Genomic DNA, 17,574 nt, shown 5'->3' on the forward strand with positions numbered 1-17,574 from the left:
ACCACTCTTGCTATCATACAAACATATGATGCTCATGTTTCTCCAGTTTTTAGTTGCTCAATTTCAAGTCAAAATTCCTGCGGTTTTTTGGTACTCTTCCACGCGCATGATTTTAGCCGCTATCACAACGCTTTTACTGACAATTTTCTTAGGCCCTTGGGTGATTCGAAAATTATATGAACTCAAAACAGGGCAATCGATTCGGGTAGAAGCTTGCCCCCAACTCGCAGAGCTCCACCAAAAAAAGAAAGAAACTCCTACGATGGGAGGATTGCTTATCCTCGTTTCGATGATCGTCGCCCTTTTTCTTTGGATGGATCTAAGGAGCAGCTTCACGTTGATTCTCCTCATTGCAACTGTTTGGTTGGGCATATTAGGGGGAATTGACGACTATTTGAAGATGAAGCACAAAAACTCGAAGGGACTCCGTGCGAGGAAAAAATTTGGCTTTCAGATTTTGTTTTCGGGTCTGCTCGGCCTTTATTTGATTTGGACGCCGATGACTGAGTCGTTGCATCATGGAAGTTGGTTTTCACCACCAGTTTCAAAAGAGCAGGTTGCCGAGAAACAAGAGACGTTGACCTCGCAAGAAACGTACGGACGCTATTTTCTTCCCTTCAAAAAAGCCCCCTTCTTCACCCTTGCAGGGGGAGGGCTGATTCTTGGTTTTTTCATCACCATGTTTGTGGTGACAGGAGCGTCTAACGCTGTCAATTTAAGTGATGGGCTCGATGGTTTAGCCTCAGGACTCATTTTACTTGTCGGAGCAGTACTGGCTCTGTTTGCCTTTTTGTCGAATAACATTGAAATGGCCCGCTATCTCAACATTCCCTATCTTGAAGGAAGTGGAGAAATTGCCGTTTATCTATGCGCCCTTTGTGGAGCCTGTTTAGGCTTTTTATGGTATAATGGCTATCCAGCTGAAGTGTTTATGGGGGACATTGGCTCCCTTTCGCTTGGAGGCATTTTAGGAACAGCAGCCGTCTTGTTGCGACGTGAATTTTTACTCGCTCTTGTTGGTGGTGTTTTTGTCGTAGAAGCCTTATCGGTAATTCTGCAAGTTCTCAGCTACCGTTACCGAAATAAAAAGCGGATTTTCCGTTGCGCTCCGCTTCACCATCATTTTGAGTTTAAAGGATGGCCTGAAGCGAAAGTAGTGGTTCGGTTTTGGATCATCGGTCTGATTTTGGCCTTGTTCGGCTTAGCATCTATCAAGTTTCAATAAGATGAAGACAGTACTTATAGTAGGATATGGCATCAGTGGCAGGGGAGCAGAAAAATTGCTGCTTAAACTCGGTTATGAAGTTGTTATTGCTGATCAAACTGTTGAAGTGCCTGCTGGTGACTTTGAGTTCGCCGTTTTATCTCCAGGAATTCCTCAAGGTCATCCCCTTCCCTCAGCCTTGAAAACAAGAAACGTTCCCGTCATTGGCGAGGCGGAACTTGCTTTTCGTCATCTTAAAGGAGCGGCTATTGGCGTCACTGGAACGAATGGGAAGACAACACTCACAAACTTTCTTGCCCACGCACTTGGTGGCAAAGCGCTTGGCAATGTTGGTGAAAGTTTAGCAGCTTATGCAGCGTCTGATCAGGATGATGACCTGCTTGTGATTGAACTCAGTTCGTATCAACTAGAAACCTTGCAAACAAAGCTTCTCGATGCAGCAATCCTTACGAATATCACGCCTGATCATATGGATCGTTATCCCTCCTTTGAAGCTTACGCAAATACCAAGTGGCACATTGCGGATTGCTTGAAAGAAAAAGGGGTTTGTTTTGTCCCAAAAAAGCTGGATGATGGCCGATTTTCAAAGGTGCAATCGATTGATGCGGATTCTTATTTACAACTATCGCCGAAGCAGGGATACTGGGCCAAGCTAGACCAAGAAACTTTGGCGCTTGCTTTTGCGGTTTGTCAGAAGTTTAACTTAAGCGAAGAAGCCTTTTTTCAAGCTTTAGAAACTTTTGAAAAACCTCCACACCGCCTTGAGTATGTCTGTGAATGGAATGGGGTGACGTTTATTAACGATAGTAAAGGAACTAACCCTGCGGCCACACTTTACGCAGTCAGTCGCATTCCAGGGTCAATCCTTTTGATTGTTGGAGGGGACAGTAAAGGACTCTCGTTTGAGTCTTGGAAAGAAGGGCTTGGAAAAAAAGTAAAAGCCGTTTTGACAATTGGTGAGGCTGGTTTAAAGTTGCAAGAAATGTTGGCGCCGTTTTACGAAGTCCATCAGATGGGAACCCTTGATGAAGCTACCCATCATGCCAGTCAGATAGCAGAAGATGGCGATACGGTTTTGCTCTCGCCGGGTTGCGCAAGTTTTGATCAATTTGAAAATTATGCGCAGCGGGGAGACGTATTTAAGAATTCGATTCAGCAGTTGAGGAGAGGCATATGAACCGAAGAGATATGATTATTGTCGCAGCACTGATCAATGCTGGGCTCCTTGTTGTGCTCTTTGTCAGTGCAGTCAAACCAAGTCATCGTGAAGAAAAAGGTTCTCTTGCAGTCGCAAGCGAACAAGTCGCAGCGATTGAAACAGCTGTCACAAAACCGGCAAAGACATCCTCTAGCGGTGATCAAATTGATCAAGTGATCAGTGAATATAGCGCAAAAGTTGCCGTAAAAGAAAGCACGGAAACAAAGTCGCTTCCTCTTCCCGTTTTGACTCCAGAACCGAAAGCAGTCGCTCAAGCAGAAGCGCCCAAAGCACCGCTGAAAGCAACTACCGAAGATTTTCGCACCGTGACCGTCGAAAAAGGGGACGTTTTAGAGCGGATTGCCCGTCACAACAGCGTTTCTGTAGAAGAGATCATGAAGCTCAATGGCCTTTCTTCTTCCCGACTTCAGATTGGTCAGGTTTTGAAACTTCCTGCGAAAGCTCAAACAAAAGTCGCAAAGAAAAAAGCTCAGTCTGATGGCAAGTACTACATTGTCAAAGGAGGAGACAATCCCTGGACAATTGCCCAAAAAAATGGGATGCAAGTCGAAGAGCTACTCGATCTCAACAACATGGACGAAGCGAAAGCCAAGCGCTTACGACCTGGTGATAAGTTAAGAATCAAGTGAACAAAAGTAGCTTTTTTCTCTTAGGGTGTATCACCCTTCTTTTTTCAATCGGACTGCTCATGGTTTTTGGGACCACTTCAGCTGAAGTGCTCGATCGCAATCTTCAGGTCAACACTCACCATGCTGCCATGAAACAGGTCATTTATGCCTGCTTTAGTATCGCTTTGGCCATGATCGTCTGGTTTTATGGTTACCAAAAGATACTCAAATGGACGCCCACTCTCTTTTATCTCTTGCTTGCCTGTTTAGTGGCGGTGTTTATCCCAGGAATAGGACAACAAATCAATGGGGCCTATAGGTGGATTGCCTTAGGCCCTTTTTCATTTCAGCCTTCAGAGCTCATGAAGCTCGTGATGCCTCTCATGTTCATCCATCTCTTTTTCAAAAAAGAAGAGAAAATGTCCTGGAAAACCTTTTACTCCGTCATCGCTCTTTTTTGTGTCCCCCTGTTTCTAATCTTGATCGAACCCGACAACGGGACCGTAGCAATATTGCTCATGACAATGATTGCGCTGTTTTTCCTTTGCCGGATCCGTTGGCTTTACTGGCTCCTTCCCGTTCTCGTTCTGGGTTCTGTTGGCGTCTTTTGCGCGCTTCAAATGACCCACGTCCAACACCGTCTTCGCGTTTACATGAACCCCGAGCTTGATTTGCTTGGGAAGGGACATCAACCCTATCAAGCGAAGATTGCAGCCGGTTCAGGAGGCATCACAGGAAAGGGAGTTGGAGAAAGTGTCCAAAAGCTCAACTATCTGCCTACAGCTCGTAGTGACTACATTGCTGCCATCTATGCCGAAGAGTTCGGATTTCTTGGAATTTTATTTTTAGTGTTACTTTATATGGTCATTGCCTATAGTGGGTTCCGCAATGCGTCCCTCGCGGGGGAAAAGCAGGGCTACATCATCGCGGCGATCATGATTTTTTTAGTCTCGCTGCAAGCCTTTTTGAATTTAGGCGTCGTTTCTGGCCTGCTTCCCAGCAAGGGAACGAATTTACCGTTTTTTAGCCAAGGAGGATCTTCTCTTATTGCCAATACGATAGCACTGACACTGATTGTCAATGTTGCAAGAAAACCGAAGCGAGAGAAGGAGAAACAATTAGTATGCAAAAAGGTCGTCAGCCACACAAGATTGTGATTGCAGCAGGGGGAACCGGAGGTCATCTTTTCCCGGCTCAAGCCCTAGCCCTCGACCTGATTCAACGAGAGCCAGAGCTAGAAACCGTGTTCATGAGTCCCGGCTTGGAAAATAATCCCTATTTCCAAAAAGGCCATTTTCCCTACCGTGAAATTGCCAGCGCAACTCCCTACAAAAAAGATCCCATTAAACTCCTCAAAGCTTTTTGTCATCTCATCAAGGGCACTCTGCAATCCCTCCATCACCTCGGTAAAATTAAGCCACAAGTTGTGATTGGCTTTGGAAGCTTTCATTCCTTTCCCATTTTACTTGCCGCCAAACTTCGCCGCATTCCAATCATCCTTTTTGAATCCAATGCCGTGCCCGGAAAAGTCAACCGCTTTTGTTCCCGCTGGGCAAAATTCACAGCGATTCATTTTTTGCGCGCCGCAAAATATCTCAATGGAAAAACTATCTGTGTCCGGATGCCTCTCCTCAAGAAAAACCACGGAATCACCCCCGAAAAAGCTCGCGAATACTTTCAACTAGACAAAGACAAATTGACGTTTCTCATTTTTGGTGGATCACAAGGTGCTCAAGCTATTAACCGGTTCTTTTGCGCATCTCTTGAAAAACTTCTTGCCAAAGACTTTCACTTTCAAGTGGTGCACATTGTCGGAAATCCAGAGCGCGCCGAAAAACTCCGCGAGATCTACTCCAAATATAACATCCCAGCCTCTGTCAAACCCTTTGAAGATAAGATGGACTTTGCCTGGTCCGCAGCCGACCTGAGTATCTCCCGTGCGGGTGCAGCCACCCTTGCAGAGCAAATCGAGTTTAGCATTCCGGGGATTCTCATTCCCTATCCTCACGCTACAGAAAACCATCAAGGCAAAAATGCCTCCTTTGTAGCAGAGGAAATCAGAGGAGGTGTCAAGCTTCCCGAACGCGAGCTCAACTCAGATCGCCTGGTCTCAGTCATCGAAGACCTTCTTGAGAGCCAAAAGGAAAAGCTCAGGACGATGAAAAAATCTCTCCAAGATTTCAAGAAAGCAGAAGACAAAGAAGACTTCTGCTCAGTGATCTTTGATTTTGTGAATCAATAATCTTACGGCTCACGTCTATAATGTTTCTATTCTCTATCCTTGCTTAAGGAGTTTGTTCAACAATCGGATTTGCCTTCTAAAAGCATCTCGCAACTCAGTCTGATAAGTTCTGGAGGCAAAGAAGTCAGCTTGTTGTGGTTGAGCTCAATCCAACATAGCTTAATCAGATTTCCAATTTCTGGGGGTAGCCATTTAAGATTTTTATTTGACAAACGGAGTCTGCCAATGTTCCTTCCTTTTTAATCGAGCAACCGACTCAGGGGAACTAGAAGGATTAACTGGAATATGTAAAGCTCTGCATAAGATTAGGCGGTTTCTCTTCTATTCATGTCTTTCCCATTCAGCATGCCCGACTTGGTAGAGTTTTACAATGTCCGCCGCTTGGTCAGTATTGCGGATAGGGGGTAGGTCTAACTTGACTCGTTTTGCATTGAGATAAGAAATAGCCTTGATGGCTATATTGCTGCCTTGATGCTTTTGGATTTTCTCAACAAAGACTTCAGGGAAGACCTGTTCGATTTCGGCAAGCTCTACGATAAGTCTAGGGATTAACCGGTGCTCTTCGTTCATTCCGAGAGCCGCAGTATGTAAGGGGTTTTCCAAGCGAGTCAGAACCTCAAGTAAGAGTTCTGATTGAGGAGGAAAATTCAGTAGGATTTTATTTCTAAGAGATTGAGCACCCGCAATGTAGGCTTCAGAAGCATTTTGTGGATGTCCGCATCGCACAGGAGGGAGATCATAGGCTTTTCGACTTGTATTAAGGTAAGCGAAAGCCTTCTCAATGTAGGTCTTTCCTTCTTGTTTTGAGATGAGCTGAATAAAATCAGACTCAGTCATTTGTTCAGATTCAGCTCAACGAGAAACAAATTGCGCCACAAATACATTTGAGATAGTTCTAGTTTGTTCCATTCCTTTCCCTTCAAAGTTATAAATTGTTCGTGAATTTGGTTTGTTTTCTGTTTTAAGTGGTTGAGGTAGGGGTTTGTGAGTTAAAAAAGGTCAGATAAGAAGCCGTAATCGTTAATAATGCCCCGAGACAAAAACCTACAACTTTTTGAGTTGTTTTATAGTTACTAGAGTCAGCTTTTTGGCGTGGTAGAATTATAGAATCGTCTTTTACCAAACATAGATGAGTAAGATTTTCAATTTCCGGAGGTATAGAAATCAGCTGATTGTTATAGACATCAAGTCGTTTTAGATGAGTGAGATTTCCAATTTCCGGAGGCAAGGAGGTCAGTTGATTGTTGTGGAGAAGAAGAGTTTCTAAATGAGAAAGCTTTCCAATTTCTGGGGGTAGCCATGTTAGGTTTTTACCTGATAAATCAACGCAAGAGAGGTCTCCACCATTTGAATCAAGTCAGTTGTTTAATGTCTTTGTAACCGACTCAGGAGAATCAGTAGAGTTAACTGGAATACGCAAAGCTTCGCACAAAATCAAGCGGTTTCTTTTCTGTTCATGTCTTTCTCTGTAGAGTTCCACAATGTCAATCGTTTGATCAGTGTTGCGGATAGGTGGGAGGTTGAATTGCGCGCGTTCGGCATTGAGATAGGACATAGCTTTAATGGCTAGATTGCTACCCTGATGCTTTTGGATTTTCTCAACAAAGACTTCAGGAGAGACCTGTTCAATCTTAGCTAGCTCAAGGATGAGTCTAGGGATTAATCGGTGCTCTTTTTCCATTCCGTGAGCAACTGTGTGTATAGGATTCCCTAGATGAGAAAGAATCTCGAGTAAAGGATCCGATTGAGGAGTAAAATTCAGTAGAATTTCATTTCGAAGAGATTGAGTTCCAGCAATATATGCTTCAGAAGCTTTCTGTGGATGTCCGCATCGCACAGGTGGGAGTTGATAGGCTTTTCGACTTGCATTAAGATAAGCGAAAGCTTGCTCAATGGAGGTCTCTCCTTCATGCTTTGAGATGATTTGTGTAAATTGATCTTCAGTAAGTTGCTCATATTTAGAGCATTGAGAAACAAATTCTGCAACAAAAGCATTAGAATTAGTTCTAGTTTTTTCCATTCCGTGCCCCTCTATTTGATAATAGTTTCAATTAATTCATAAATTGTAACATTTTATTTAATTAATATCTATATAATTAATTTTAATTATTTAGTTTTATATCTTATTTTGCATTAGCGGTTTATGGTTTTTTGGGAAAGGATCTAGCTCTATTCACTAATGCAAGGCTTAGAATGTCCGACATATTTGACTTTATGAACGTGTAAGGTTATTCCAATAATTGAGCGCAAATTTTTCTCAGAGGTATTTTCTGTGGGTCAATCGATGTTAAGGCGTCTTTTTCCTCTTTACTTTGTGATTTTCCTCGGGTTTTTTGGCTATAGCTTGATGATCACGATTTTTACTCCGATGCTGCTTCATGGAAGTGAAGCGATCTTGCCTCACAACTTTCCGGAATCATTGCGAACGGTCCTATTGGGGGTAGCACTTTGTGTTTACCCTTTGGGGCAATTTCTAGGAGCTCCGGTTTTTGGTGCTTTCTCTGATCACTTTGGTAGAAAGCGTTTGCTTGTCATTTCTCTTTTTGCTGCGACTGTTTTTTATGCACTGATTTCGTTTTCACTCTTTTTTGGAAACATTTTCTGGGTCATATTCTTCACGTTTTTTTGCGGGGCTCTCCGAAGCAAATATTGCCATTGCGCAAGGGGCGATAGCAGATCTCACCCATGAAAAAAACAGAGGACGCTTTTTTGGTTATATTTATACGAGTGTGAGCTTTGCCTTTATTATGGGGCCCTTATTTGGAGGAAAGCTTGCGGATCAGCAGTTAGTGTCTTGGTTTTCCTATTCGACACCTTTCTTTGCGACGACGCTGCTTCTTCTGATTAATTTGCTGTGGACCATGATAGCGTTTAAAGAAACGCATGATAAGGATTATTCAACGGAGAAAATTCCTTATTTTGCAGCCTTTACCAACATCTTTTCGATCTTCACCTCAAAAAAGATTCGAATTTATTATTTTTCGAACTTTTTGATTTATCTTTCGATTTTTGGTTTTTTCCGCTGTTACCCCATGTATTTAACCTCGGAATTTGGCATGGGAGTCAATGAGCTCTCTCATTTTATTGCTTGGGTTGCCGTCCCAATTGTTTTGTCAAACTTATGGCTGACAGGCTTTCTTTCCCGGTATATCACCCCAAGGAAAGCAACGATCATTTCGGCGCTTTTCATGGCCATTTTTATGATTGTGATTGTGATTCCTCCAGAAAAAAATGCTCTATGGGTGACTTTGTTTCTCACTGCAACGGCTTTAGCATTTTGCTTGCCATCGTGCGCAACACTGCTTTCAACAGCCGTTGATAAACGGATTCAAGGCAAAGTGATGGGGAATAACCAATCGATGCAAGTTGCAGCTGAATCTCTCTCGGCGATTCTCAGTGGTTTCATTGCAACAGTCATTATCAAACTTCCTCTGATTTTATGGGGTATTGTCGCTGTTTTTGCCGCACTATCGGTGACCTTTTTCATCAAAGATAAACAAACTTCTAGTGAGACTTAGTTGCACTCAGTCTTACAGATTCTTAATGACAAAGGAATTTCAAGAAATCTGAAATCATTGCAGTGACGAGGCCAGGTTTTTCAAGCATAGAGTAGTGTCCGCAACGTGGGATGATCCCGAGAGAAGCTTGGGAGATTTGGCTTTGAAGGTCTAAGGCTCCTTGGAGAGGTGCTGTGTCGCGGTCTCCAAGGATGATGAGGGTTGGACAAGAGATGTCTTCGTAGAAAGAAGAGGGCTGTTTGTTTCCGTAATCATGTGCAACAGAGGTGAGTGCTAAGGCGAATGCCTGAGGATCACAACTCATGATCGAATCTGTCACGCGCTGTTTGATGGTTTCATCTTCAAAGGGTGGAATCATCACCTTGGCCGTTTCCATTCCTGTTTTTTCGATGCGCTGAGCAAAACGAGTGAGCTTATCTTGCGCAGCTGGGTTGGCGCCCCAAGAAGTGATGTTGAGATCAATCAATCCCAATGTCGTTTTTGGAAAAAGATGGGCGAAATATGTTGCAACGCGGGCACCCATGGAGTGTCCTAATAGGACCACATGTCCTAAGTTGAGGGAGTCGAGCAGCTGCTTGACATCTCTGGCCCAGAGCTCAGAATTATAAGGCGGTGCTAAGGGTTTTTCAGATTGACCAAACCCGCGCAGGTCAACGCGCAAGATTTGAGTGTTTTCTTGTAAGCGTTCTGTGAGAAAGTCAAAATCACTAAGAGACCCGCCAAGTCCATGTATGCAGACGAGGGTAAGGGGACCGTTTCCTTCTAGCTTGTAATGGAGCATGTTACTTTAAACCCTAATAACGACCTATGCACACTCATCTGAGATTTTTCTTTTTCCCATGTTTCCAAGATCAAAACTGTCTCTACTTTTTCAAGTATGCGGCAGTTTTGATCTTGGAAACCTGAAAAAAATCGAAAATCCATCTGAATATCCTTAGGTCGTTATTAGGGTTTTAGGGGGAAAATTTTGCGTTTGCTTCCTTCTAGCTTGATCGATTTGATATTCAAATCATTGTAGGAGCGGTAGTGCATATACATGTTTTTGAAATCTTTCACGACAACCCATTGCGTGTAGGAAATGTAGCTGCCATCAGCTGATTTGAGAGCTCCAAATGGTATATCGACTGTATTGAGAAGATGGAAGGCTGCATTGACATTTTCACGCGGATTGGGAGCTTTATTGATGATGTTTTTCAAGGTGACAATTCTGACAAAGCGGGAAGGAGAAGTCCAATCTCCAGGAATTCCTAAAAGACCTGATCCCATGCCGAGAGGATGAATTTCAACATTCTCTAAACGAAGCGGGCTTTCACTGATCGATGTGAGATTGAGGTAGTTACTTAAGTTGGTGATTTGCCATGGAAACTCTGGAGTATTTGTTAAAGCCCCAACGGGGTTGTCGAAAACCATCACTTTTCCTTTAAGGTATTCAACGACCAGGCTTTTTCCACTTTTGTCGTGGATAGAGAGGTGCACTGGGGGAATGTAGGGGATTTTTGGTACTTTGTGTGGCCAAAGCTGAACTTTTTCGATGGCAGTGCGCACTTCATCAACCGTTGCAAAGCTTCCTAGAATCCAACTTCCAAGATCTCTTAAAGCGATTGAGTTTTGACTGTCGGCTGGGTTCGCCTTAGGGTAATCTGTGACATCGGGGAACCAGAGCAGTCCAAAAGAGAGACCTGCCTCGTTCATGCCATCCGTCACGATCTCTTCAGCAAAGGCTGTCACGGCAACGTAGCTGTATTGACTTGTCCAAGAAAGTCCCGGTTTATTGTTGAAAACCCGACTGGTGTATTTTCCTCCTGAGGGGCTCAGCAGGACTTGAGGCTCTAAATCAACCCCAAACTCCATGGAGCGTCCCACAACAGCTTGCCCTTGTGCATCTTTGAGTAGAAAGTCGGTGCAACTTTGAAGGGGCAACCAAAGGAGGGTACAAAGAAGTGTCAATATTCTCTTCATCATATCTTCTAGATAAATGAGTGTTTTTTTTTCGTCCAGCGCTTGCCCTATAGAGGGGAAAATGCAAAACTAAATGGCATGAATGAGAAGACCCATTTTTTAGGCATCGGTGGCATCGGGATGAGCGCCTTAGCGCATATTCTCCTTGAGAAAGGGGAAAAAGTCTTGGGATCAGACCAGAGTCAAAGTGCTGTCGTGCAGGCTTTGGAAGACAAAGGAGCTGTGATAAGTAATGAGATGGACTCTGAGTCTCAAGTTGTCTTTAGCAGCGCCATTAAAGAAGGCCATCCTCTGCTTGAGCAGGCAAAAAAGTTGGGGTGTCCTCTATACCACCGTTCTCAGTTTTTGGGAAAGTTGATGGAAGGGCAGGCTCCACTGCTTGTTTCTGGCACACATGGGAAAACCTCGACGTCGGGCCTTCTTGCATGGGTTTTTCTTACAGCTGGGCTCTCTCCCTCGTACGCAGTTGGGGGAATCTTAAACAATACTGGGCAAAATGGGGGATATGGCAACAGCAAGTGGTTTGTTGCAGAAGCAGATGAAAGCGACGGCTCCTTTTTAAACTATGGGGGTGAAGCAGCCATCTTGACCAACTTGGAAATCGAACACCTGGACTTTTGGAAAAATGAAGAAAAGCTCATTGAGGGGTTTCGCCAGTTTGCTTCTCATGTGCAAACGCTTGTTTGGTGCAAGGATGATCCGCTCTTAGCTTCACTTGATCTGCAGGGAATCACGTATGGCACCTCGAAGTATGCTGATTGGCAACTCCAATCTGTGCATCAAGAAGGGATGCAATTGCGATTTTCGATTTTGTATGGAGAGGATTGCTTTAAAGACATCGTTCTTCCTCTTGTTGGAACACATCAAGCCTTAAATGCATGTGCCGTTTGGGCCATCGCCATGACTTATGGAGTCTCAGAGGCTTCGCTTAGAGAAGCCTTTCGCACTTTTAAGGGAGTGAAGAGGCGACTTGAGAAAAAAGGAGAAGCTAAAGGGGTAGTAGTCTATGACGATTATGCGCACCATCCAACGGAAGTGAAAGCTCTTTTAACCTCACTGAAACAAGCTATTGGAACGCGCCGCTTAGTTGCTATTTTTCAGCCCCATCGCTACACCCGCACGCGGGATTGCATGCAAGAGTTTGCGACGGCATTTGACGCAGCTGATGAAGTGTATATTACAGGCATCTACTCTGCAGGAGAAATTCCCATTGAAGGGATCAGTGGTGAGAGACTTGCGGAGCAAATTTCAGGAAGCATTTATTGGAACAAATTTCCCACCTTTCAAGAAGGTGATGTTGTCGTGACCATTGGTGCTGGCGACATCACGCATTTAGGACCACAAATCCTGGAGAACTTAGTATGAAACGGGTGCTTTTATTTGGCACAATTGTTTTCATTTCTTTGTGCTTGGCAAGCGGCTCTTACTTTTATCGCCTCTATCAGGAAAAAAAAGCTTGCCGGGTGGCTGGTGTTCCCATCCAAATCATTGCTCAAACAGGTCCTGAAAAAGAAGCACTCAAAACTGCCTACTTGGCAGAATTACTTGACCTTTCTGGAGACGAGGCAAGCAAGGGAATTCGTGAGAAAGTTGCTGAAAAGAAGCTTTTAAAAAGTCCTGTCATCAAAGAAGCTAAAGTCAAACGGATTGCACCAGGGATTTTATCGATTGATTACAGTTTACGCAAACCTTACGTCTTTTTAGCAGATTATGAAAATCTCGCCCTCGATCGGGAAGGACATCCTTTCCCCTTTTCTCCTTTTTACACCCCAAAAAACATGCCGAAGCTCTATTTAGGACAACCTCCAGCTCAGTGGCGTGAGCCCATAAAAAATCGCGCCTTAGCTTATGAAATTCTAGATTATCTCGAGGGAGAAATTGATTTTTTCCAAGTTGAATCTCTCGATGTGACACAGGCAACACATCCCTCGCTGGGACGAAGAGAAGTTGTTTTGGTTCTAAGTGTCGAGACTGGGAAGCACTATCTTCGTCTGACGCCTCTATGCTATAGGGAGGAATTCAAACGGTATCTTTTGCTCGAGACTCCAGAAGGAGACAAAATCATCGACCTGCGTCTTCCAAAATTGGCATATATTAAGGAAAAGAAATATGGATAAATACATTCAAATCGAATGGACCTGCTCAGGCCTCGATGAGGGGAGAAAGATTGCTCGGGAACTCGTTGAACAAAAGCTGGTTGCTTGCGCAAACATCGTGTCTCAAATCGAGTCGATCTACCATTGGGAAGGGCAGATAGAATCAGACCAGGAGGTTAAGGTCTTATTCAAAACTGAGTCAGTTCATTTTGAAAGGATTAAGTCCTATATTGAAAGCCACGCAAGTTATGACGTTCCTGCGATTTTGGCCTTTCCTATATTGGATGGGAATGCAACCTACCTCGAGTGGCTCTCAGAGGCAGTTACTTCATCAGCGTCCAGAGGTGATTCTTGAGTTCTGCAATGTCCTTGTCTGAGAGAGGGCTTTCGAGGAACTGCTCTAGACGGTAGGCGATGGCTTCTGCTTGAATGGTCGGCATGTACGCTTGGACCCGCTTCATCATTTCTTCCATTAAGATGACAAGCTCATCCGATGGAGATTTATGCTTGAGTCGCATGGAAATTTCAATCCTTAAAGCGTAGTAAATGAGGCGGCTTCTAGGGTTGGCTTCCACCAGAAAGTCGAGGATGCGATTGATGGCTTCCGGAATCTGATCAAAACGCATTGTTCCCCCATCTAACTTTTCCCTCACAGCCTCAAGCTTTTCCATAGCCTCTTTTTCTTGTTCGGTTGTGAGTGTCTGGCATTGAGTGATTAGCATGATGGTCAGTAGATCTCGAATTCCATCTGGAGAATCGTTGGCATGTCTGACCCATTCGTACCAAGCAAAAAAGCTTGAGACATCTTCAAAAAGCTCTTCTCCAAGGGCTTTGGGTTTATTTTCGGGTGTTTTGAATAAGGGATTAAGCATATGGGTTTCCTCCTCCTCATTTTTATTTTAACTCGAACTAATTAATTTGTGTAGAAAATAATTTTTCCTAAACACTTGTTTTTAAATGGTTAATGTTAAAATCTAGCATTAAACGAGTTGCATAAGTTCTCAACCAAAAAATTGAGAAATGATTGATCCAAATAGTTGAGGAATGTTAGAGTTCTTGTGTGAGTTTCACGTACACGATTTTTAAATCTATAAATTCATTGAAGTGTGGGAAGCATCATGTAAAAACGATAATGTGAAGGTATGACATGGAAGAATTTGTAAGCTATTTAATTAAGAACTTAGTCGATCGACCCGATGATGTGAAAATCAACGTATTTGACGGTGAAAAAAGTACAGTCGTAGAAATTGTTGTCGACAATGAAGATGTTGCGAAATTGGTTGGACGTCAAGGACGGACGATTAAAGCCCTCCGGACCATTGCAATGACAGTTGCTGCACGCATTGGCCGAAAAGTTCGATTGGAGATTGTCCAATAGTTACAAACCACTCACTGATCACTGAAAAACGGTGGGTGGTTTACAATATTTATTTTAATAAGTATTCTGTCCAATATAGCATGCTTCGAAAGGAATCAAAATGACCGTCGGGTTAAATGTCAAAATTAATGAAGTTAAGCAAAAGACTGTTCTTCGGATTGAAGGAAGGTTAGATGCTGCTTCTGCACCTATTTTAGAAAACAAACTCACAGAACTTATTTCAGCAGGGAAAACCGAACTCATTCTCGACTTTGCGAAAGTTGATTATTTGAGTAGTGCTGGAATGCGACTTCTTCTTTCTACAACAAAAAAACTAAAAGGTTCTGGTGGAAAGCTCCACTTTTGCTCAATTGGCGAGGAGGTCATGGAGATCATCAAAATGGCAGGTTTTGAGCGTATCCTAAGCATTTACCAAACAGAGCAAGAAGCTATCAATGCTTTTTAGACCCGCTTATGGAGTGAAGCCATGCATGATGGCATCGTTCAACACGAAACCCCAGACTATCTTCCTTTAAGGCAACGCACTAGAGAGCCTCATTTAAACAAACGCGTGATTGTCATTGCTGGTCCAACTGCGGCTGGAAAGTCACGCCTTGCCTTTGAAATGGCAAAATTAATCGATGGAGAAATCATTTCTGCCGACTCTGTTCAAGTGTATCGGGGCATGGACATTGGTACAGCAAAAGTCACACCTGATGAAAGGCTGCAGATTCCCCATCATCTTATTGACATTTGCGACCTCCATGAAAGTTTCAATGTGATGCAGTTCTATGAGCAAGCGACTTCAACCATGCGTGAAATTTTGAAGCGAGAAAGGACTCCCATCATCGTTGGAGGAACAGGGTTTTATCTCCATTCCCTGATTTACGGTCCGCCTGAGGGGCCGCCAGCTTCTCCAGAAATTCGAGAAAAACTCGAAGAAGACATGGAAAAGTTTGGACCAGAAGCGTTGTACGAACGGCTTCGACAATACGACTGCGAATATGCAAATACCATCAACTTTCGTGACAGACACAAAATCATTCGCGCTTTGGAAATCATCGCTCTGACAGGAAAGAAAGTGAGTGATTTTAAAGGCCCTCGAGAGCCAAAAGTTTCTCAAGAATTTGATTTCCGCTGTTGGTTTCTTTACTTTCCAACAGAGATTCTCTACCCGCGCATTGAAATGCGGTGTGACGAAATGATCGCGCAAGGATTTATCGAAGAAGTCGAAGGATTGCAGGAAATGCTTCAGCACAACATCACCGCAGCTCAAGCCATTGGGTATCGGCAGTGTTTAAAGTTTCTTGCGACTGAGCGCTCAGATGGAGACTGGGAGCGGTTTGTATGGGAGTTTAAAAAGGCTTCACGCCGTTATGCCAAAAGGCAATTCACTTGGTTTCGAAAAGAGCCACTTTTTCGTTGGGTCGACATCGACATTCACGGCTATCAAAAAGTTCTCGAGCTTATTCTCCAGGACTATGAGAGCCGATATTAAAGATCTCTTCTTTTGCAAACGGTGCGATTTCTGGGTAGTGTTCCTCAAGCCAAGGCAGCAATTTGTTTTGAATTCTATGAAGCTCAAAAGTCTGATAGTAGCGAAAATCTTTTTTCGGGTCCTTGTGAAACCCTCCAACATCAATTTCAATGGCTTGGTTTTCTAGAAAACCAAAATTCCGAATGAGATGAGGATCTTTATCGCTATACCCAAGCTCTGCGCGCCTCTTTGTAAAAGCTAGCATTTCTCGAATGGCCTTTTTGGCTTGCTCCGTCGCTCCTTTTTCGCGCAAAGAGAGAAGATAGACATCTGTTGGGATCGCTCGCTTTTGGAGGACAAACTGAAGGGAGTCAAGGTTAAGCTCATAGGTGAGCCCTAACCGATCTTTTACGCGCAGAGTCAGTTCCAAGTCATCTGTGCGGTTGAGATGGACAAAGATCACACCAGTGTCTTGTTGAAAGAGTTCGTACGAAGCTTTGCAGCTGAGAAAAGTGTTATTCACTGTGCCTGCCTTTTTTCGCTTCCAACGGTTACGTTTGGCTTCGAGTTTGGAAGGAAGGGGCAAACTTTCATATAAGGGATGAAGTTGCCATCTTTTGTGCTTGAAGAACTTGATCACGTAACGCTCATCTTGGCTTTCAAAGACAAAGCTCTGACTTCCACTCCCCAAATAATGGAAGTCTTGAGACAAGATCTCCAATGCAAGTTTTTGATCTTGTTCAGAAATGGCGGCGTTCCATTGAGGATGTGCTGCGAGTTTGGAAGTGATACTTTTAGGAGAAAAACCGTCTTTTAAGTAGTAAAACGCACGTTCTACGCCCGCAACTGTAATGAGACCGAGAAAAATGAAAAGAGCAATTTGTGTCCGACGTTTCACCGCTTTTCCTCTACTTTAATGCGGGCAACCTCGTCATCGAAGTAGGTGAGAAATTCGACAGGGAGATAGGTTTGAATCCATTCCCTAAAATCCTGTAGTTGCTCAGATAGGTGAGTCTCATGCCCTTTTTTCCAAGATTTTTTAAACCGGAGGTGTTCGATGTCAATCCGCACGGGAAGGTCTTCGATGAATCCAAAATTGCTCGTAAATTGAAGATCCACCATCACAATTCCTTGTCGTGAGAGAAGGAAGGAAAAATCGAGTAAGTTTGTAATCGCTTGCCGCGCTTTTTCTGGCTGTCCTCTGATGACACAGTATTCAAGGTAGTGGTTTGTGACTTCGGCTTTTTTCTGAATATAGTACGCATCTTTATCAAGATCGAGGGTACGAGTGGTGCCATCAGCATTTTTGAGTAAGACTGTTTGGTTGAAAGTGTTTGTGGGCATCAAGTGATAGTAAATCATTCCGGTTTCTTGTGGCAGAAGAGCGTAGGAGTTCATGCATGCCTGATATCTTTTTCTCTTCATTTTGAGTTCTTTTTTCAGGGCAGCCAACTTGTTAAAAGGACGAATGAGGCGTGATTTCGCAGTATAAGGTTTTTCAAAAAAGACTTTGATCACAGCTGTTCCATTTTCTGAAGCAAACACTTCACTGGTGGAGCCTTTGTCGATAAACGTAAACGTTTGACTTAAGAGAGGGTCAATTTCTTGGGCTTTTTGACTTGTGTAAGGGAGACTTAGTAGTTGGTTTGAAAACCAACTGCGGTAATATGCTATATGGCCCATATCCCAAGCGACAGTTCCCAATAAGACAACCGCAAGGCCAAATGCAATCTTTTTTAGTCTTTTGAAAAGGCATTTCATCTTGAGGAGATTTTAAGGGGGAACGACAGTTTTTGGCAATGTCCGAAACAGTCTTGCAGAAATTGTGTGAAATCTTTACAATTGTTAGTAGCCTGCATTTTCCTTTCATATT

At 43.5% G+C, this 17,574-nt stretch carries 21 protein-coding genes; 13 read left to right on the plus strand and 8 right to left on the minus strand.

Features of this window, described 5'->3' with window-relative positions; all coding sequences use genetic code 11:
- Positions 1-25 precede the first annotated feature (25 nt).
- From mraY to murG, 5 genes are read left to right on the plus strand one after another with little or no spacing between them, the layout of a single operon-like run.
- Complete coding sequence (gene mraY / locus ACOOFG_RS03725) at positions 26-1,225, plus strand: phospho-N-acetylmuramoyl-pentapeptide-transferase (RefSeq protein ID WP_420422301.1); 1,200 nt, start codon at positions 26-28, stop codon at positions 1,223-1,225.
- A gap of 1 nt (position 1,226) precedes the next feature.
- On the plus strand, positions 1,227-2,402 hold the full coding sequence (murD, locus tag ACOOFG_RS03730; protein ID WP_420422302.1) for a UDP-N-acetylmuramoyl-L-alanine--D-glutamate ligase: 1,176 nt from the start codon (positions 1,227-1,229) through the stop codon (positions 2,400-2,402).
- Entirely contained in the window at positions 2,399-3,073 is a 675-nt protein-coding gene (locus ACOOFG_RS03735) for a LysM peptidoglycan-binding domain-containing protein (protein ID WP_420422303.1), read from the plus strand. Before murD ends, ACOOFG_RS03735 begins: the two co-directional genes overlap by 4 nt.
- A complete protein-coding gene (locus ACOOFG_RS03740; RefSeq protein ID WP_420422304.1) occupies positions 3,070-4,209 on the plus strand; it encodes an FtsW/RodA/SpoVE family cell cycle protein in 1,140 nt (379 codons plus the stop codon). The genes ACOOFG_RS03735 and ACOOFG_RS03740 overlap by 4 nt, the downstream gene beginning before the upstream one ends.
- Positions 4,176-5,294, plus strand: coding sequence for an undecaprenyldiphospho-muramoylpentapeptide beta-N-acetylglucosaminyltransferase (murG, locus tag ACOOFG_RS03745; protein ID WP_420422305.1), 1,119 nt, complete (start codon positions 4,176-4,178; stop codon positions 5,292-5,294). The genes ACOOFG_RS03740 and murG overlap by 34 nt, the downstream gene beginning before the upstream one ends.
- 321 nt (positions 5,295-5,615) lie before the next feature.
- Here the strand turns inward: murG and ACOOFG_RS03750 are convergent, their stop codons facing one another.
- From ACOOFG_RS03750 to ACOOFG_RS03760, 3 genes are all read right to left on the minus strand, one after another.
- Positions 5,616-6,131: a hypothetical protein gene (locus ACOOFG_RS03750; RefSeq protein ID WP_420422306.1), complete on the minus strand. Its 516-nt coding sequence runs from the start codon at positions 6,129-6,131 to the stop codon at positions 5,616-5,618.
- A 124-nt stretch (positions 6,132-6,255) separates the two neighbouring features.
- Complete coding sequence (locus tag ACOOFG_RS03755) at positions 6,256-6,579, minus strand: leucine-rich repeat domain-containing protein (protein ID WP_420422663.1); 324 nt, start codon at positions 6,577-6,579, stop codon at positions 6,256-6,258.
- Between the two features lie 72 nt (positions 6,580-6,651).
- Entirely contained in the window at positions 6,652-7,314 is a 663-nt protein-coding gene (locus ACOOFG_RS03760; RefSeq protein WP_420422307.1) for a hypothetical protein, read from the minus strand.
- A 264-nt stretch (positions 7,315-7,578) separates the two neighbouring features.
- Here ACOOFG_RS03760 and ACOOFG_RS03765 point away from each other — a divergent pair, with 264 nt between their 5' ends.
- Together ACOOFG_RS03765 and ACOOFG_RS03770 are read left to right on the plus strand one after the other, a co-directional pair.
- Complete coding sequence (locus ACOOFG_RS03765; RefSeq protein WP_420422308.1) at positions 7,579-7,983, plus strand: MFS transporter; 405 nt, start codon at positions 7,579-7,581, stop codon at positions 7,981-7,983.
- Positions 7,883-8,812, plus strand: coding sequence for an MFS transporter (locus ACOOFG_RS03770; protein WP_420422309.1), 930 nt, complete (start codon positions 7,883-7,885; stop codon positions 8,810-8,812). Before ACOOFG_RS03765 ends, ACOOFG_RS03770 begins: the two co-directional genes overlap by 101 nt.
- A 22-nt stretch (positions 8,813-8,834) precedes the next feature.
- On the opposite strand, the gene ACOOFG_RS03775 is transcribed toward ACOOFG_RS03770, so the two are convergent.
- Together ACOOFG_RS03775 and ACOOFG_RS03780 are read right to left on the minus strand one after the other, a co-directional pair.
- A complete protein-coding gene (locus ACOOFG_RS03775) occupies positions 8,835-9,593 on the minus strand; it encodes an alpha/beta fold hydrolase (RefSeq protein WP_420422310.1) in 759 nt (252 codons plus the stop codon).
- 164 nt (positions 9,594-9,757) lie between these two features.
- Positions 9,758-10,774, minus strand: coding sequence for a linear amide C-N hydrolase (locus ACOOFG_RS03780; RefSeq protein WP_420422311.1), 1,017 nt, complete (start codon positions 10,772-10,774; stop codon positions 9,758-9,760).
- A gap of 75 nt (positions 10,775-10,849) precedes the next feature.
- On the opposite strand from ACOOFG_RS03780, the gene murC reads away from it, so the two are divergent.
- Genes murC through cutA form a run of 3 tightly spaced genes read left to right on the plus strand, consistent with a single transcriptional unit; the run spans position 10,850 to position 13,222 of the window.
- Positions 10,850-12,136: a UDP-N-acetylmuramate--L-alanine ligase gene (murC, locus tag ACOOFG_RS03785; protein WP_420422312.1), complete on the plus strand. Its 1,287-nt coding sequence runs from the start codon at positions 10,850-10,852 to the stop codon at positions 12,134-12,136.
- Positions 12,133-12,888, plus strand: coding sequence for a cell division protein FtsQ/DivIB (locus ACOOFG_RS03790; RefSeq protein WP_420422313.1), 756 nt, complete (start codon positions 12,133-12,135; stop codon positions 12,886-12,888). Before murC ends, ACOOFG_RS03790 begins: the two co-directional genes overlap by 4 nt.
- Positions 12,881-13,222 (plus strand): divalent-cation tolerance protein CutA, encoded by a 342-nt coding sequence (cutA, locus tag ACOOFG_RS03795; protein ID WP_420422314.1) that lies wholly within the window; start codon positions 12,881-12,883, stop codon positions 13,220-13,222. Before ACOOFG_RS03790 ends, cutA begins: the two co-directional genes overlap by 8 nt.
- Here cutA and ACOOFG_RS03800 read toward each other — a convergent pair.
- A complete protein-coding gene (locus tag ACOOFG_RS03800; protein WP_420422315.1) occupies positions 13,191-13,739 on the minus strand; it encodes a hypothetical protein in 549 nt (182 codons plus the stop codon). The genes cutA and ACOOFG_RS03800 overlap by 32 nt on opposite strands.
- A gap of 275 nt (positions 13,740-14,014) precedes the next feature.
- On the opposite strand from ACOOFG_RS03800, the gene ACOOFG_RS03805 reads away from it, so the two are divergent.
- The 3 genes from ACOOFG_RS03805 (at position 14,015) to miaA (ending at position 15,722) form a co-directional block, all read left to right on the plus strand.
- Positions 14,015-14,245 (plus strand): KH domain-containing protein, encoded by a 231-nt coding sequence (locus tag ACOOFG_RS03805; protein ID WP_420422316.1) that lies wholly within the window; start codon positions 14,015-14,017, stop codon positions 14,243-14,245.
- 100 nt (positions 14,246-14,345) lie between these two features.
- Positions 14,346-14,690, plus strand: a complete 345-nt coding sequence (locus tag ACOOFG_RS03810) for an STAS domain-containing protein (RefSeq protein ID WP_420422317.1) — start codon at positions 14,346-14,348, stop codon at positions 14,688-14,690.
- Positions 14,691-14,711: 21 nt separating this feature from the next.
- A complete protein-coding gene (gene miaA / locus ACOOFG_RS03815) occupies positions 14,712-15,722 on the plus strand; it encodes a tRNA (adenosine(37)-N6)-dimethylallyltransferase MiaA (RefSeq protein ID WP_420422318.1) in 1,011 nt (336 codons plus the stop codon).
- Here miaA and ACOOFG_RS03820 read toward each other — a convergent pair.
- Together ACOOFG_RS03820 and ACOOFG_RS03825 are read right to left on the minus strand one after the other, a co-directional pair.
- A complete protein-coding gene (locus tag ACOOFG_RS03820; RefSeq protein WP_420422319.1) occupies positions 15,691-16,599 on the minus strand; it encodes a hypothetical protein in 909 nt (302 codons plus the stop codon). The two genes, miaA and ACOOFG_RS03820, sit on opposite strands and share 32 nt — an antisense overlap.
- Positions 16,596-17,462, minus strand: coding sequence for a hypothetical protein (locus ACOOFG_RS03825; RefSeq protein WP_420422320.1), 867 nt, complete (start codon positions 17,460-17,462; stop codon positions 16,596-16,598). Before ACOOFG_RS03825 ends, ACOOFG_RS03820 begins: the two co-directional genes overlap by 4 nt.
- Positions 17,463-17,574 lie beyond the last annotated feature (112 nt).

Origin of the sequence: Simkania sp., from assembly GCF_965215465.1 — a bacterium.
GTDB lineage: Bacteria > Chlamydiota > Chlamydiia > Chlamydiales > Simkaniaceae > Simkania.